16 protein-coding genes are annotated in these 14,577 nt (G+C 60.8%); 11 read left to right on the plus strand and 5 right to left on the minus strand.

Going from position 1 to position 14,577, the window contains the following annotated elements; translation table 11 throughout:
* Window positions 1-13: 13 nt before the first annotated feature.
* The 3 genes from JNJ45_04240 to JNJ45_04250 are packed head-to-tail and all read right to left on the minus strand — an operon-like array spanning window position 14 to window position 2,866.
* The gene (locus tag JNJ45_04240) at window positions 14-1,330 is read right to left on the minus strand and encodes an ATP-binding cassette domain-containing protein (GenBank protein MBL8047872.1); all 1,317 of its coding nucleotides are present in this window, start codon (window positions 1,328-1,330) and stop codon (window positions 14-16) included.
* Complete coding sequence (locus JNJ45_04245; GenBank protein MBL8047873.1) at window positions 1,331-2,344, minus strand: BMP family protein; 1,014 nt, start codon at window positions 2,342-2,344, stop codon at window positions 1,331-1,333.
* A 15-nt stretch (window positions 2,345-2,359) separates the two neighbouring features.
* Entirely contained in the window at window positions 2,360-2,866 is a 507-nt protein-coding gene (locus tag JNJ45_04250; protein MBL8047874.1) for a DinB family protein, read from the minus strand.
* 40 nt (window positions 2,867-2,906) lie between these two features.
* Between JNJ45_04250 and JNJ45_04255 the strand changes: the two genes are divergently transcribed.
* The 5 genes from JNJ45_04255 (at window position 2,907) to JNJ45_04275 (ending at window position 6,754) form a co-directional block, all read left to right on the plus strand.
* Window positions 2,907-3,230 carry a (2Fe-2S)-binding protein gene (locus JNJ45_04255; protein MBL8047875.1) on the plus strand — a complete coding sequence of 108 codons (324 nt, stop codon included), beginning with the start codon at window positions 2,907-2,909 and terminating at the stop codon, window positions 3,228-3,230.
* 18 nt (window positions 3,231-3,248) lie between these two features.
* Window positions 3,249-3,701, plus strand: a complete 453-nt coding sequence (locus JNJ45_04260) for a hypothetical protein (GenBank protein MBL8047876.1) — start codon at window positions 3,249-3,251, stop codon at window positions 3,699-3,701.
* 25 nt (window positions 3,702-3,726) lie between these two features.
* Window positions 3,727-5,343: a peptide ABC transporter substrate-binding protein gene (locus JNJ45_04265; GenBank protein ID MBL8047877.1), complete on the plus strand. Its 1,617-nt coding sequence runs from the start codon at window positions 3,727-3,729 to the stop codon at window positions 5,341-5,343.
* A 1-nt stretch (window position 5,344) separates the two neighbouring features.
* Complete coding sequence (locus tag JNJ45_04270; GenBank protein MBL8047878.1) at window positions 5,345-6,472, plus strand: helix-turn-helix transcriptional regulator; 1,128 nt, start codon at window positions 5,345-5,347, stop codon at window positions 6,470-6,472.
* Between the two features lie 93 nt (window positions 6,473-6,565).
* The gene (locus tag JNJ45_04275; GenBank protein MBL8047879.1) at window positions 6,566-6,754 is read left to right on the plus strand and encodes a hypothetical protein; all 189 of its coding nucleotides are present in this window, start codon (window positions 6,566-6,568) and stop codon (window positions 6,752-6,754) included.
* Here JNJ45_04275 and JNJ45_04280 read toward each other — a convergent pair.
* The gene (locus JNJ45_04280) at window positions 6,738-7,280 is read right to left on the minus strand and encodes a LemA family protein (GenBank protein ID MBL8047880.1); all 543 of its coding nucleotides are present in this window, start codon (window positions 7,278-7,280) and stop codon (window positions 6,738-6,740) included. The two genes, JNJ45_04275 and JNJ45_04280, sit on opposite strands and share 17 nt — an antisense overlap.
* Window positions 7,281-7,290: 10 nt before the next feature.
* Window positions 7,291-7,659 (minus strand): hypothetical protein, encoded by a 369-nt coding sequence (locus tag JNJ45_04285; GenBank protein ID MBL8047881.1) that lies wholly within the window; start codon window positions 7,657-7,659, stop codon window positions 7,291-7,293.
* A gap of 10 nt (window positions 7,660-7,669) precedes the next feature.
* Here JNJ45_04285 and purL point away from each other — a divergent pair, with 10 nt between their 5' ends.
* From purL to JNJ45_04315, 6 genes are read left to right on the plus strand one after another with little or no spacing between them, the layout of a single operon-like run.
* Window positions 7,670-9,928 carry a phosphoribosylformylglycinamidine synthase subunit PurL gene (gene purL, locus JNJ45_04290; GenBank protein ID MBL8047882.1) on the plus strand — a complete coding sequence of 753 codons (2,259 nt, stop codon included), beginning with the start codon at window positions 7,670-7,672 and terminating at the stop codon, window positions 9,926-9,928.
* Between the two features lie 9 nt (window positions 9,929-9,937).
* Window positions 9,938-11,401, plus strand: coding sequence for a tetratricopeptide repeat protein (locus JNJ45_04295; protein MBL8047883.1), 1,464 nt, complete (start codon window positions 9,938-9,940; stop codon window positions 11,399-11,401).
* Window positions 11,402-12,271, plus strand: a complete 870-nt coding sequence (locus tag JNJ45_04300) for an NAD(+)/NADH kinase (protein ID MBL8047884.1) — start codon at window positions 11,402-11,404, stop codon at window positions 12,269-12,271.
* On the plus strand, window positions 12,264-12,995 hold the full coding sequence (locus JNJ45_04305; protein ID MBL8047885.1) for an ABC transporter ATP-binding protein: 732 nt from the start codon (window positions 12,264-12,266) through the stop codon (window positions 12,993-12,995). Before JNJ45_04300 ends, JNJ45_04305 begins: the two co-directional genes overlap by 8 nt.
* Entirely contained in the window at window positions 12,995-13,849 is an 855-nt protein-coding gene (locus JNJ45_04310; GenBank protein MBL8047886.1) for an ABC transporter permease, read from the plus strand. Before JNJ45_04305 ends, JNJ45_04310 begins: the two co-directional genes overlap by 1 nt.
* On the plus strand, window positions 13,849-14,574 hold the full coding sequence (locus tag JNJ45_04315) for an ABC transporter ATP-binding protein (GenBank protein MBL8047887.1): 726 nt from the start codon (window positions 13,849-13,851) through the stop codon (window positions 14,572-14,574). Before JNJ45_04310 ends, JNJ45_04315 begins: the two co-directional genes overlap by 1 nt.
* Window positions 14,575-14,577 lie beyond the last annotated feature (3 nt).

Raw genomic sequence — 14,577 nt, forward strand, 5'->3', positions numbered from 1 at the left:
GTGGACGCGCCTTTCACTGGATCGCCTCCTCAAAGGTCGTGCGCATTTCGCCGCGAACCATATACAAAACTCGGTCCGCCACGGCATCGAGCTCGTCGCGATCACTGCTGATGAGGGTCACCGCTGCGCCTCGCTGGGCCGCTGCGCGGAGTTGTTCGTGGACAAACTCCGTGCTGGCGAAGTCCAAACCGCGCGTCGGGTTCATGGCGACAATCGCGGTCGGCTCGCCGCTCAGCGCGCGCGCCAGTACAATTTTTTGCTGGTTTCCTCCACTCAGCGATCCGGCCAGGTCGCGCGAGCGGCCGACTTTAATGCGGTACTTCTCAATCAGGTCTTGCGCCCAAACTTGCACCTTGCTAAGCGGCAACCACCCGCGCCATGCGCGGCTGGCAATCGGACCCAGCGCGAGGTTGTCGGCCACCGTCATGGTGAGCGCGAGCCCCTCGTGTTGGCGATCCTGGGGAATGTAAGCGGCGTCGCCCTCGCGCACCAGGCGCTCGGCGTATTCCTTCTGTCCGTTGCCGTCCACGCCGCCGATCCCGAGGATCTCCCCGGGCTGTGCAACGGGCTCATCCCGACCTGTCTTGACCACGCTTGTCCCTGCGGATTCCACTCGCTCCGCGCCAAGCATTGCGCGGGCCAGTTCGCCCTCCGTCACCTCAGAGCGGGGTTGGCTGAGCACCAACCGCCCCAGGCGGAGCACCGAAATGTGGTCGGCAATGTCCAAGATTTCGCGCAATTTGTGGGCAATCAGCAGGATCGTGACGCCGCGATCGCGCAGCCCGCGCAAGACGCCAAAGAGGTCTTCGACCTGGCCGGGCGAAAGCACCGCCGTCGGCTCATCCAGGATCAGAACGCGGCAACTTTCGACCAAACACTTGGTGATTTCGAGCCGTTGCTGCGCCCCGACCGAAAGGTCGCCCACGCGGTCCTCGCCGCGAAACGTCCAGCCGAGCTCGGCGGCTCGGGCCAACGCGGGTTCAGCCAACGAACCAACTCCCGGAAATGTCGCCGACCGGCTCGCCATGGCGAGAGCCAAGTTCTCGGCGACCGTAAAATTGGGCACCAACTGAAAGTGCTGATGCACCATTTCGATGCCCAGCCGCTGCGCAACCTGGGGGCTGGAGACCACAATTGGCGCGCCATCAATCAGAATCTCACCGCCGGAAGGCAAAAGATGCCCACCGAGGAGATTCATCAGCGTTGATTTCCCGGCCCCGTTTTCGCCGATGACAGCGTGGATCGAGCTCGGCGCGAATTCTAGCGATACGTCGGCGAGGGCCGCGAGCGGCCCAAACGATCGACCCAGATTTCGCGTCGCCAGCCGCACTTAGAACTCGTCTTTCGGAGCGAGAATCTTGCCGGTGCGAAGGTCATCGGCGAGCGTCTTCACCTTCTCCTTTAGCTCGGCCGGCACCTTCGCATCCAGCGCGGGATTCCAAACGAAGTCAATCGCGCCGATATCAATGCCCATGAGCTTGATGCCGCCGCCATATTTGCCTTCCTTGACTTCGCGGGCCAGCGCAACAAACGCGGGCTTCGCGTTGATGAGCGCCGAACCGATCACCACGCCGCTGGCGTTGGAATTCTGATCGCTGTTCGCCCCAAAGGCAAACGCGCCCTTCTCCTTGCACGCATCAAACACGCCTTGCGCGGCGGCGTTCGCTTGGTGAATCACGAAGTCAGCGCCTTCGGCAAGAGCCGCGGTGGTCGCCAGCTTAGCGGCGGCGACATCGCTTTCCTTGCCGGTAAAGGTCTCGATCACCTTCACGTTGGGGTTGGCCGCAAGCGCGCCAGCACGGAAGCCTTTGAACGTCGAGCGGATGCTCGGCACGTCGGGACCGCCGATCATGGCGACTTTGCCCGATTTCGTCATGCTGCCGGCCACATAGCCCGCGATGTAGAAGCCTTGCTCTAAGTAGAACCGAAATGCGCCGGAATTCTTTGAAGATTTGCCGCCGCTGGAGGTGACAAACACGGTATCGGGAAAGTCTTTGCTCACCTCGACCGCGGGCTCGTTGTATTCGTATCCGTGACCAATTACGAGGCTATAGCCCTCTTGACCAAATGCGCGAAGGTCGTCGCGAATCTTGGTGCCGGTGGATTCTCGTTGCGTGATTTTCGCGCCGAGGTCGCCCTCAATCTGAATCAGGCCGTCGTTGGCCATTGCGTTCCAACCAGAGTCGCTCACGGGACCGGGCGTCAGCAAGGCAACTTTGAACTCCTTGTCCGACTTAGCACCGCCGCCACCCGATGCCGCGGGCTGCTCTTCGGTCGGCTTGTTTCCGCAACCTGCGATCGCGGCCAGAACAGAAAGGGCGATAAGTCCAAATCGAATGGTCATAGTCGAGTTTTACCCTTAGTCCCAGCTCAGGCGACTCTCATCGCGCCACAGTCCCCACACGTGGGATTCTTCCCATTCCTCAGAAATCTCGACGCCCGCGTTGCGGAGGGCCAGATGAATCAGCGCGAAGTGATATCCGTCGTGCCAAAGCATGTGCTGAAGAAAATACAGCGGGTGATCGTACGCGCCACACACCGTGGCACCTTCGGCCAAAAGGCGCTTAGTGAGGCTGACCACCGCCGCCGCGCTCGCGTCAAGGTTGGTGCGCATTTCGTCAAGCGAGTCGATGGGCACCCATTCTTCTTCGGAAACCTGGCGGTAGTTGCGGCCAAAGGAATCCAGCTCGGTGCTGCCCGTGCTGCTCAGCCAAAACCGGCGCGTATTTTGCAGGTGGGCAAGCTGCTCATCGAGCGGCATGCCGTCGGCGCTCGGCTTCACGTGGCGGTTTTCCGGCGTGATCAGACTCACAAGATTGTCGATCATTTTTTGGTTGCGCATGTAGGCGTCAAAGAGTTGGTCCACAGTCGCAACTTACCCAACCCGCGCGGGTATAGTCCCGGCCATGGCAATGCACACCGTCACCGTTCCAGGAAAGGGCTCGTTTGAAGTTGAGGAAGGCACAAAGTTGGTCCTCGCGATTGAGCAAAACGGCATCGACATTTCGCACCGTTGCGGGGGCAACGCGCGCTGCACCACGTGCCAAGTGCACTTCTCCTCGGAAGAACCTCCGATGGGCGAGGCCGAACTGAATTGCCTGACGGAAGATGGCGACCTCGGCAAATACCGCCTGAGCTGCCAGATTCGGGTGGATCGCGACATGACGGTCGCGCCGCAGATGCTCGCCAGCGACAAGGGTTGGGAGCCGGGACCGGAAATCGAACCCTAAGGGAGTACACTACACGGCATGAGCGACTTCAAGGACAACGTCACCGAGCTGGCCCAACTGATGCAAGAGTTTGGGCTCGAAGAAGCGAAGCTCAGCGGCGAAGATTGGTCGGTCGAGCTCGCTCGCGAACCCAAAACGCGCGCGACCATGACGATGGGCGTCGCGCCCAGCCCCGCCACCGGCGAGGCTCCGGCGGCGAAGCCCAAAGAAAAACCAAAAGCATCCGCCGCGCCCAAGGGCGTGCCCGTCGCCAGCCCCATGATGGGCATTTACTACTCGTCGCCAAGCCCCGGCTCGCCGGTGTTTGTCAAGGAAGGCGATACCGTCATCGCCGGACAAGTGGTCGGCCTTATCGAAGCGATGAAGGTGTTCAACGAAATTACGGCTGCCATGGCGGGCACCGTCACCAAGATCGCCGCCAAAAACGGCGACATGTTGCAGCCCGGCGAACCGATCCTGTTTATTGGTTAAGGGTTCCGAGTAAACTCCGGTTTCCATGACGAAACTGGTTCGCCTTTTTGTCGCGGCTTCGGCCGCCTCGCTCCTCCTTGTCGGCTGTGGTAAGTCCGAAAGTGGCGGCGGATTCTCCAAGCTCAGCAATCAGGGCAAGGAAAACACGTTCCGCTACACCATCGTGACCAGCCCCACGACGCTGGACCCGCACCGTGTGGAAGATGGCGACACCATCGACATGCTCAGCCAGGTCTATGAAGGTCTGGTCGCGTGGAGTCCCAAGTCCGAAGTCGAACCCGCGATCGCCGAAAGTTGGGAGATTAAGGACGGTGGCACGACCTACGTGTTCAAGATTCGCGAAGGCGTGAAGTTCCACGATGGTAAGGCGCTCACCGCTGAGGACTGCAAGTGGTCACTGGAGCGTGCTTGCAACCCCAAGCTTGCCTCGCCGGTCGCCGTTACCTACCTTGACGCCATTGTCGGCGTTCGCGAAAAGTTTGCCGGAACCGCGCCGGATATCAAGGGCGTCACCGTCACCGGCCCCTTCGAACTCACCGTCAAGATTGACAAGCCTCGCCCCTACTTCCTGGCGAAGCTCACCTACCTCACCAGCGCCGTACTGCCCAAGGACAGCGTCGCGGTGGATAAGGAAATCGCCGGTCCGTTTGACATGATCGGCACCGGCCCGTTCAAAATGGCCAGCTACGTACCAGATTCTCTGGTCAAGCAAGTCGCATTCAAGGACTACTGGGGCGGCGAACCCAAGCTCCTTGAGATCGAGCGCCCGGTCGTCAAAGACGCCGAAGCCCGCCTCAATAAGTACCGCAGCGGCGAAGTGGACTTGGTCCAACTCGAGCGACAACAGATCGATCCGTTCCTCAAGGACCCCAAGTACAAGGATCACGTCAAGTATTTCGATCGCCCCGCCATTTGGTATGTGGGCTTCTCGCCGAAGGGCTATAAGCCGTTCGCCGACGTGCGCGTCCGCCGCGCCTTCGCCATGGCCATCAACCGCGACGTCATCGTGAACGAACTGCTCGGCGGCGTCAACAAGATCGCGACTGGCATTCTGCCACCAGGCGTGGCTGGTGCCCGCGAAACCGTGCCCGGGATTACGTACAATCCCGCCGAAGCCAAGAGCCTCCTCGCGTCGGCTGGTTTTGCCGATGGCAAGGGTCTGCCGCCGCTGGAATTCAACTTCCGCGATAACCGACCCGACATCAAATCCGCCGCCGTCCGTATCGCCGAAGACCTTAAAACCAACCTCGGGGTGAGCGTCAACATCCGCAGCATGGAGTGGGGTGCCTACCTCGAAAAGCGCAATCGCGGCGAGTTGCAACTGTTCCACATGCGCTGGGGTGCCGACTATCTCGACCCGGAAAACTTCCTGAGCTTGCTCCTGACCACCAATGGCGCGGAAAACAAGATCGGCTATTCGAACCCGAAAGTTGACACGCTGTGCGCGCAAGCCGACGTGATGGACAACGGTCCGGATCGCTGGTCGCTGTACGCCCAGGCCGAGGATTTGATCCTGCAAGATGCGCCGTGGTTGCCGCTCTACTTCCAGCGCGACGCGGAACTCATTAATCCCCGCGTGACCGGGCTGCGCGAGTCGCTGTTTGGTCACCTCCCGCACACCACCGTCGAGCTGAAGAACTAGCTTGAAGGAACTCGTCGTCACCCTGAGTCTCGATCGTCCGGCCGATGGCCCGGTCTGGACTCAGGGGGGTCCGCGCGGCCAGCTTTGCCCGAGTCGCGAACCGGCCTGGCGCGGCGAAGGCGTGTTGCGGGCCAAGCTGCCCGTTACGGGCGGAAAACTCGACTCGCTCTGGCTCAATTTTGCGGTTCCCGAACCGCATGGCCGCGAGGCCACGCTGTTTGAGGTCGCGGTTTTCCGGAGCGGTCAACGCGTGTTCCGCAAATCCATTCGCACCACGCACCTGCGCGTCGCGGGAAGCAGCGGCGACGGCATCGCGCAACACGCGGTCGGATGCGTGGCCATGGCGAATTCGCCGCACTGGCCCGTGCACGATTTGAACCTGCAGGTGGGCCGCGTGGAGGGCGCTGACGAAATTCACATTACGCCCCGCTGCCCGTTGCTGGTCTTTGACCTTTACGCCGAACTCCGCAGCGAAGTGGGCTGTCCGTTCCACTCGCATTCGGCGGGCGTTTCGCTGGCCGAACTCGGTTCGGTCATTCGCATCGGCGATCGCCGCCGCTTCGACGAAGCTCTCGCGCAACTCCGTCGCTCGCTATCACAATCCGCCGATCTCGATGAGGCGCGCGGGCTCGCCCTGACGTTTCTGGCGGTCATCGCCGCCGCTCTCCTGGAGCTTGGCGCACCGCGGAGCCTGCACCGCCACCAGCTTGACATGGCCCGGCAACTCGACGGCCTGACCAGCCTTGAAGCGGTGATTACCCTTACGAGCGACGAAGCGACCAAGCTGCTCGCCGAGGTGGTGCCGGTGGAACTCGACGACACGCCGCCGCAGATTGCCGCCGCGCTGGAGTTTCTGGATCGCCAGTTCGCGCAGCCCCTCAACGATTCCGATGTCGCCGACCAAGTCGGCCTGAGCACGTCGCACTTCCGCTACCTGTTCCGGCAGGCGACCGGCGAGCCGTTCCAAAAGTACTTGTTGCGGCTGCGCTTGGAAAAAGCTCGGCTGCTGCTGCAAGACCACAACCTCACGGTCAGCGAAGTCACCCACATGGTCGGCTTTGTCAGCGCCGCTCACTTCACGCGCTCGTTTTCGCGCCGGTTTGGATACTCGCCGTCGCAGGTGCGCTAACCCTCAAGATTCGCCGCAACCAGGCCAAAACCTAAAGTAAGACTGGTAATCCGTGCAGGGTTGCCGACCGCAGGAAATGGAATGATCGCAGTAATGATCGTCGGACTCGTAATAGGCGGATACTTGCTCGCAGCAGGGGGATTTTATGCATTCATGAATCTCTCGGCGCAGCCAGAGCCGGAGTATGAGGCCCTGTTCTCAACGGGTCCGGTTCAGTTTCGTGTCGTCGATGGCGGTCTTGGCAGCGAACAGGGCGACGCCGAGATCAAGCGCGCAGCGTAGGCATCGCGCGGCTGGGTTCAGCGTCGAAGAGTTCGGCGCGACTGACCTTTGCCAGTTTCCCCACCCAGCGGGAGGGGAACATGTCCAACTTCGTATTTAAAGCCGTCACTCGGTCGTTGTAGAACTGCTGCGTGAAGGCGACTTTGTCCTCGGCTCGACCGATTTGTCGGACGAGACTGTCGGCGATTTCCGGCGCGTTCGGATAGTCCTCCACAATTGTCAAAAATCGCGTGAGAGCCTCGCGCATGGCTAGGTTTGCCTCGGCGCACGGCCCCACGCCGTTGCATTCGGCGAGCCGCTGACGAGCTTGCAGAATCTCGCCGACCATTTCGCGCTGATGCTCCGCATGGAGGGCGTCGAGTTCTAAAAGTTGGTCCACCAAACGGTCGCGCGTGGACAGTTGAATCTCCACTTGCTGCCACGCGTTGGTCACTCGGTGCCGCATCTGGACGAAGCGATTGAAGGTGAGCACCGCATAAAGGGCAATCACCGCGAGCAAGATCAGTCCGACCAGTCGCGCGTCCAAGATAACGTCCTTACGTGCCGTCGGCGGGCACGGTTTCAGAGATTCTCCGGATCGCGATCCACTCTTTGTAGACTTGCACTCGCCCTTGCTTGTAGTCGAGCTTCACTTCGAACACGTCTTTTGCCGGCAACGGCTTGCCAAGCACCTGGGTTAGGCGGACTGTGATCGGCGAATCTCCGCGCCAGATGCCAGTGTAGGGCATGGACATGAGCACGACGACCGCCGAGCCGTCGGGTTTTAGGTCCACGCGTACTCGTTCCAAACTCTTGACGATGTCGGGCGGGGTACCCGGCTTGGCCACGCCTTTGAGCGTGGCCTCCCAACGGCCAAGAAACTCAGCCGGATTCCCGGTGGGACCGCAAGCCCAGGTACCCGCCATAATAAGGGGGATGAGCGCAATTGCGGTTGATGTGTATCGGTCCATGGGCCTGAATGACTTCGAGTTTAGCCGCATTTGTGAGCTTTTGGAGCGTGAACCGAGCTACACCGAACTCGGCATGTTCGCCGTAATGTGGAGCGAGCACTGCGGCTACAAGTACTCGCGCCCGGTGCTCAACTATTTTAAGAAATACAAGGAGGCGATGGAAGGCGATGGCCTGGAAAACGCCGGCGTGGTACCCCTCGGCGATGGCTGGGGCGTGACCATGAAGATTGAGAGTCACAACCACCCGTCCGCGGTGGAGCCTTACCAGGGAGCGGCCACCGGGGTCGGCGGCATCATCCGCGACATTTTCACAATGGGCGCGCGCCCCATTGCCAGCCTCAACAGCCTGCGCTTCGGCCCGATTCACGACGGCGGCGCCGACCCTGAGGTCGTCAAGCGCAATCGCTATCTGTTCTCTCGCGTGGTCGCAGGCATCGGCGGCTACGGCAACTGCGTGGGGGTGCCTACCGTCGGCGGGGAAGTTTCCTTCCACCCGCGCTACAGCGGCAACCCGCTGGTCAACGCGATGAGCGTCGGCATGGTCCGCATGGACGAGATCGCGACGGCGGGTGCGGGTGGTCCCGGCAACCCGGTGATCTACATGGGTTCGGCCACAGGACGCGATGGCATTCACGGCGCGACCTTTGCCAGCGATGCCTTGGGCGAGGACAACGAAGACAAGCGTCCGAACGTCCAAATCGGCGATCCCTTTGCCGAAAAGCTCCTCATTGAAGCCACCCTTGAAGCGCTGCGAACCGGCGCGGTTCACTCGATTCAGGATATGGGCGCGGCGGGCCTCACCTGCAGCACCATCGAAATGTCCAGCAAGGGCGGCGTCGGCATGACCATCAATCTCGACATGGTGCCCGCCCGCGAAAACGACATGAGTGGCTACGAACTGATGCTCAGCGAGAGTCAAGAGCGCATGCTGGCGGTCGCGCATCGGGGCCGCGAACAAGAGGTTCTCGACGTATTTCGCAAGTGGGGCATCCACGCGGTGGTCATCGGGGAAGTCACGGCCAACCCGGTTGTGACGATCCGCCGTCACGGCGAGGTAATCGCCGAGGTGAACCCGAAGCTACTCACCGATTTCTGCCCGACCTACACCTCGCCGAGCGCGGTGCCGGACTACTTCCGCGAAGCAACCAGTTTTGACATCGGGACGATTCCGGTGGCCGATCTTGCCGCTTCGCTGAAAGCCCTCATGGGCAGCGCGAACCTCAGTAGTCGCCGATGGGTGTATCAACAGTACGACCAAGAAGTGCAAACCCAAACCGCATTCGGCCCGAGCGAGGCCGATGGCGCGGTCTTGGCTCCGCGCGGAACCGAGCGCGGCCTCAGCTTCTCGGTGGATGGCAACGGACGCTGGGTGTATCTAGACCCCTATGTGGGCGGACAATTAGCGGTGTGCGAGGCCGCGCGCAACGTCGCCTGCACTGGTGCCCTCCCGACCGCGGTGACGGACGGCCTCAACTACGGCAACCCGCAACAGCCCCATATTTACTGGCAGTTCGACGAAAGCGTGCGCGGGATTGCCGATGCGGCGGAGGCGTTGGGCACACCGGTCATCAGCGGCAACGTGAGCTTTTACAACGAAAGCGACCTTGGCGAAGTGCTGCCAACCCCGCTGATTGGCATGCTGGGCGTCATAAAGTGCGCATCGAACCGCAAACCAAGTAAGGTCACGGGGAAGAATAGCGTCGCATTGCTACTATACTATTCCCGGGAAATTGCACCTCAGCAAGGTTTGGGGGCGTCGAGTTACCTCGCCGAAGTTCATGGCGTGGAGAACGGGCGACCACTTTCACCAGACTTGCCAAAGGAGCGTGACCTCTGCAACTTCTTGGTTGCGGCTGCCGAGCAGAACCTGTTCGAAGCCGCCCACGATTGTAGTGAAGGGGGACTGGTGTTCGCGCTAGCCGAACTCTGCGTGCTGAGTCACTGCGGAGCCAAGGCAACCACGGACATCGCCGCCATGAATGGATTAGAGCGGGCCGATGCGCGCTGGTTTGGGGAGTTCCCCGGCCAGGTAGTAGTGGCCGCTTCTGAACAGAATGTTGACGCGATATTGAAGTTAGCGTCGTCTTTCGGTTTGGAAGTTGATCGGTTTGGCACCTTCACCGGTGACAACGACGCGCTTGATGTGGACAATATTCACCTGAAGTTGGGCGAATTGTCTGAGCTTTATGAGGGGTGTATTCCCTCGGTCATGTCGGGCAAATAGAGTAATCATATGAAGCAATTATTGAAGAATCTTGCAATCCTAGCGGTCCTCATGACCGCCGCGATTGCCCCGGCTCAAAGTGGTGCGGCGGACGATCCCAAGGTTCAGATCGTCGAAGCGGCCAACAAGTACAAGGCCGGAGACTTAGCCGGGGCGATCGGCCAACTCGAAGCTGCCCTCGACAAGTCGCCCGATAACGTGGAGCTTCTTTCCTGGCTTGGCTTCTTCTACATCAAGGACAACGCCAACGCCAAGGCCGTGGCCGTCCTCGAACGAGCCCAGAAGCTGCGTCCGGACGACCTTGAAGTCATGAACAATCTGGGCAACGCCTACCTCGCGGTTGGCAACTCGGAAGGCGCGCTCGACCAGTACCGCATGGTGGTGGAAAAGAAGCCGGACCAAGCCGAAGCTTGGTACAACATCGGCGGCCTCAGCCTGCGAAAGAAGGATTACAAGGGTGCCATCGCTGCTTACAAAAAGGCCATGGAACTCCGACCCGAAGCGGCTGATCCCTTTACTGTGAACAACCTGGGCATCGCCTACGAAGGCAACAACCAGCTGATGGAAGCTGCCGACTGCTACCAAAAGGCAGTCGCCGGCCGACCGGAAGAAGTGCTGTTCAACCGTAACGCCGGGTTCGCTCTGCTCCGCCTGAAGAAGGAAGCCGAAGCCGTCCCCTACCTGGAAGTTGTCGCCAAGAGCGGTCAAGACATGGACGCCACGTTTGCTCTCGCTCAGATTTATCTGAAGCAAGGCAAGAAGGTGGACGCCCTCGAAATGTTTGAGGCGCTGGAAGCCACCAAAGGCAACCAAAGCGACTACTGGTACAACCTCGGCGTGCTTCGCTCGTCGAGCAACGACAGCAAGGGTGCCGAAGAAGCCTATCGCAAGGCCGTTTCGATGAACGCAAACGACAAGGATGCGATCAACAACCTGGGCATTATGCTCTTTAAGCAGGGCCGCTACGAGGACGCATTGCCGTTCTTCCAACGCCTCTACAAGATGAGCCCGACGCCGTCGGCCACGCTGAACTACGCCGCGTGCTGCAGCCAAGTGGGCGACCTTAAGGGCGCCGTTGGACTGTGGAAGCAGTATCTGCAAAAGAACCCCGCTCGCAGCGATGTGCGCGTGGAAATGGCCAACGCCATGTGGCAAATGGGTGAGCGCGAAAACGCTCGCGCCCAGTACGCCTCGGTGCTGCAATCCGACCCCAAGAACGTGCAAGCGATGAACGGGCTCGGTCTGTACTACTACCAAGCCGATCGTCTGAAGGACGCCGAAACGATGTTCCGCCGTTCGATCAGTTCCAAGGCCGCCTACCTGCCGCCTTACAACAACCTGGCCGTGACCCTCGAACGCTTGAACAAGCGCAAGGAAGCCATCGCCTTGTTGGAAAAGGCTCTTAAGATGAACCCCGATTACGCGGAAGCTCGACGCAACCTTGAGCGAATGCGTTCGGCCGCCGCTCAATAAGTGCGCATTCACCTTTTGGTGAACGCTCGCCGACCCGACGCGGTCGAAGCAGCGGGACGAACAGTGGAGTTCCTTCGGGCTCGCCAAGTAGAATTGGCGAGCGACACCGAAGGTGCTCCATTTTTGGATGTGCCAGCCTTTGGTCCGGAAGAGCTGGGCCGCGCCGACCTGATGATCGCTTTTGGTGGCGACGGCACACTGCTGCGCGCAGCGCACTATTGTAGCCCGCACCCAACCCCGATTCTCGGCGTGTACTTTGGCCGGTTCGGGTTCGTCACGCAGTGCGACCCTAACGAGGTCGGTGCCGCGCTCAGCAACTTTTTTGACGGGCAAGCCCGCCTCATCGAGCGCATGATGCTGAAGACGGACCTCATTCGCGACGGCCAAGTGATCGCTACCCTGCACGCCCTCAACGAAGCTGTCGTGCAGCGCGCGGTGACCGCTCGTATGCTCTATTTCGAGGTCAAAGTGGATGGGCATCACTTGACGCGCTACCCCGCCGACGGGGTCATCGTCGCCACTCCGACCGGCTCCACCGCCTACAACCTTTCGGCGGGCGGCCCCATTTGCGACCCAGACTTAGAGGCGATGATTCTCGCCGCGGCCAACCCGCACACGCTTTCGGCGCGGCCACTCGTGCTCCGCCCCAACTCGGTCGTCGAAATCCGCGTCGAGACGCGCGGGGACGTCGTGCTTTCTTGCGATGGCCAAGGCCGCCTCACCATGATTAGTGGCGACACCGTGCGCGTGCAACGCTCCCCGTTTGTCACCACACTTGTGAGCGTGGACGACAGCGACTTCCTCGCCAAGCTCACCGAGAAGCTCCTGTGGAGCAAGCACGTGGACGAAGGAGCCAGCCTCGATGCTTGAGGTCCGCGACGCGGTCGTCGAGTACAAAGGCGGATTCCGCGCCGTCAATGGCGTGAGTCTCAGCGTCAACGCCGGTGAAGTCGTGGCGCTGGTCGGCGAGTCCGGCTGCGGCAAAACCACGCTGGCCCGCGCGATTCTGGGCATGCAGCCGCTCACGAGCGGCGAGATTTGGCTGGATGGTGAACGCATCCGGCGCGAGGACCTCGCGCGCAAAGTGGGCATGGTTTGGCAAGACCCCTATGCCAGCCTCGATCCCCGCTGGACGATCGGACGAAGCCTCGGCGAACCGGGCCGCATCCATGGCGACTCGGTGGATGTGCCGAACCTCATGGAACGGGTCGGGCTCGACCCAACCCTGCATGACCGTTTGCCGCGGCAGCTTAGCGGCGGTCAGCGACAACGCGTGGCCATCGGTCGAGCCTTGGCTCTGCATCCTGCGCTGGTGTTGCTCGACGAGCCCACCGCGGCGCTGGATCTTTCGATTCAGGCGCAGATTCTCAATCTCCTGCGCGACCTCCAGGAAGTCGAAAAGGCCGCCATGCTCTACATTTCGCATGACCTCGCGACCGTTCGCTACATCGCGCAGCGGGTGTGTGTGATGCGGCAAGGCATCATCGTGGAGGCCGGCCCCACCGAGTCCGTGTTCGCCAGTCCGCAGCACGAGTACACCAAGACGTTGCTTGCCGCCGCGCCCGATCTTGAGCGGTTTTTGGCGGTACCGTGATGCGAGCGCACTTGCGAGAACTATGGCAATTCCGTGAATTGCTCCTCAGCATGATCGAGCGCGAAATCCGCATCCGCTACAAGAACAGCTTTTTCGGCTTTTTCTGGTCGCTGCTCAACCCGCTCATCACGATCGCCGTCATGACGGTGGTGTTCAAATACCTGCTCGGCAACCCGATGCCGAGCTTTAGCGCGTACATTCTGGCGGGGTACCTGCCTTACATGTTCTTTCAACTGGCGATTATGGACTCCGCGCAGTCCGTCATTGGGGCGTTGCCAGTGGTGCGCAAAACCTATTTCCCGCGCGAGATTTTGCCGCTTGCGCCGATTCTGAGCAACTTCCTGCATTTCATCCTCGCGCTCGGGGTTTTCTTTGTGTTCCGACTGGTGGTGTGGGCGTTCAATCCCGGCGCGTTTCCGCTGACCATGAACCTGCTGTGGTTGCCGCTTCTGCTCGTCATCCAGCTAGCCCTTACGCTGGGCGTGGGGCTCATCGTGAGCGCGCTCAACACGTTTTACGAGGACGTCAAGTACATCGTCGGCGTGCTCCTCTACCTGCTGTTCTTCGTGTGCCCGATCATGTATTTCAGCGAGACGGTGGCGAACTCGCCCGTTGTTCGCGAGAACGGCTGGATTTACACCGCCTATCACGCGAACCCGATCGCGATGCTGTGCACGGCCTACCGCAAGATTCTTGTCCCGCCCAGCCGAGTGTGGGTGGACGGTCAATTCGTGGACCCACTACCCATGGATTGGGGCATGCTTGGCCTCACCGCCGGACTCAGTGTTGTGGTGCTCGTCGGCGGATACGCCCTCTTTAATCGCCTGAAGTCGCGCTTCGTGGAGCGTCCCTAATGGCCGACGCGCTGATCCAATTCGACCACGTCCGCAAGGAGTTCTTGCTGAGCCATAGCGGCGCGGCGAGCCTCAAAACCAGCCTATTGTGGTGGCGGAAGCGTTCACTCGAGCACTTTGTCGCGGTGGACGATGTCAGTTTTCAGGTGCGGCAAGGCGAATCGGTGGCCCTCGTTGGCCGCAATGGGGCGGGGAAGAGCACCGTCCTCAGCCTGGTCGCCCGGATCTACCAGCCGACGAGCGGCACCATCACAAGGCGCGGGAGAATGGCTCCGTTGCTTGAGCTCGGCGCCGGCTTCCACCCCGACCTCACCGGGCTTGAGAATCTGCTGTTCAACGGCGTAATCATGGGCCTCACGCGCAAGCAGGTTCGCGAGAGAACTGAGGCCATCGTGGACTTCGCCGAGCTTCACTCGCATATTGATTCGCCGGTCCGCACCTATTCGGCGGGAATGATGGCGCGGCTCGGTTTTTCGCTTGCCGCTCACGTCGATGCCGATCTGCTGATCGTGGACGAAGTACTGGCCGTGGGCGACGCGAAGTTCGAGCAGAAGTGCTACGACCGCCTCGCCGAGTTTCGCCAAGCTGGCGGCACCATCTTCTTTGTCTCGCACAATCCCGATGCCGTGGAACGCGTGGCCGATCGCTGCCTCTGGATGGAAAAAGGCAAGCTGCGCGCCGATGGCCCGGCGACCGAAATTTTGAGCGCGTATCGAAACGCGTAACGT

It is taken from the genome of Chthonomonas sp. (assembly GCA_016788425.1).
GTDB lineage: Bacteria > Armatimonadota > Fimbriimonadia > Fimbriimonadales > Fimbriimonadaceae > JAEURQ01.

Coding starts and splice junctions, on each gene's coding strand:
- JNJ45_04245 (MBL8047873.1), bottom strand. CDS start 2,344: ATGACCATTCGATTTGGACTTATCGCCCTTTCTGTTCTGGCCGCGATC.
- JNJ45_04255 (MBL8047875.1), top strand. CDS start 2,907: ATGGCAATGCACACCGTCACCGTTCCAGGAAAGGGCTCGTTTGAAGTT.
- JNJ45_04260 (MBL8047876.1), top strand. CDS start 3,249: ATGAGCGACTTCAAGGACAACGTCACCGAGCTGGCCCAACTGATGCAA.
- JNJ45_04265 (MBL8047877.1), top strand. CDS start 3,727: ATGACGAAACTGGTTCGCCTTTTTGTCGCGGCTTCGGCCGCCTCGCTC.
- JNJ45_04275 (MBL8047879.1), top strand. CDS start 6,566: ATGATCGTCGGACTCGTAATAGGCGGATACTTGCTCGCAGCAGGGGGA.
- JNJ45_04285 (MBL8047881.1), bottom strand. CDS start 7,659: ATGGCGGGTACCTGGGCTTGCGGTCCCACCGGGAATCCGGCTGAGTTT.
- purL (MBL8047882.1), top strand. CDS start 7,670: ATGAGCGCAATTGCGGTTGATGTGTATCGGTCCATGGGCCTGAATGAC.
- JNJ45_04295 (MBL8047883.1), top strand. CDS start 9,938: ATGAAGCAATTATTGAAGAATCTTGCAATCCTAGCGGTCCTCATGACC.
- JNJ45_04305 (MBL8047885.1), top strand. CDS start 12,264: ATGCTTGAGGTCCGCGACGCGGTCGTCGAGTACAAAGGCGGATTCCGC.
- JNJ45_04310 (MBL8047886.1), top strand. CDS start 12,995: ATGCGAGCGCACTTGCGAGAACTATGGCAATTCCGTGAATTGCTCCTC.
- JNJ45_04315 (MBL8047887.1), top strand. CDS start 13,849: ATGGCCGACGCGCTGATCCAATTCGACCACGTCCGCAAGGAGTTCTTG.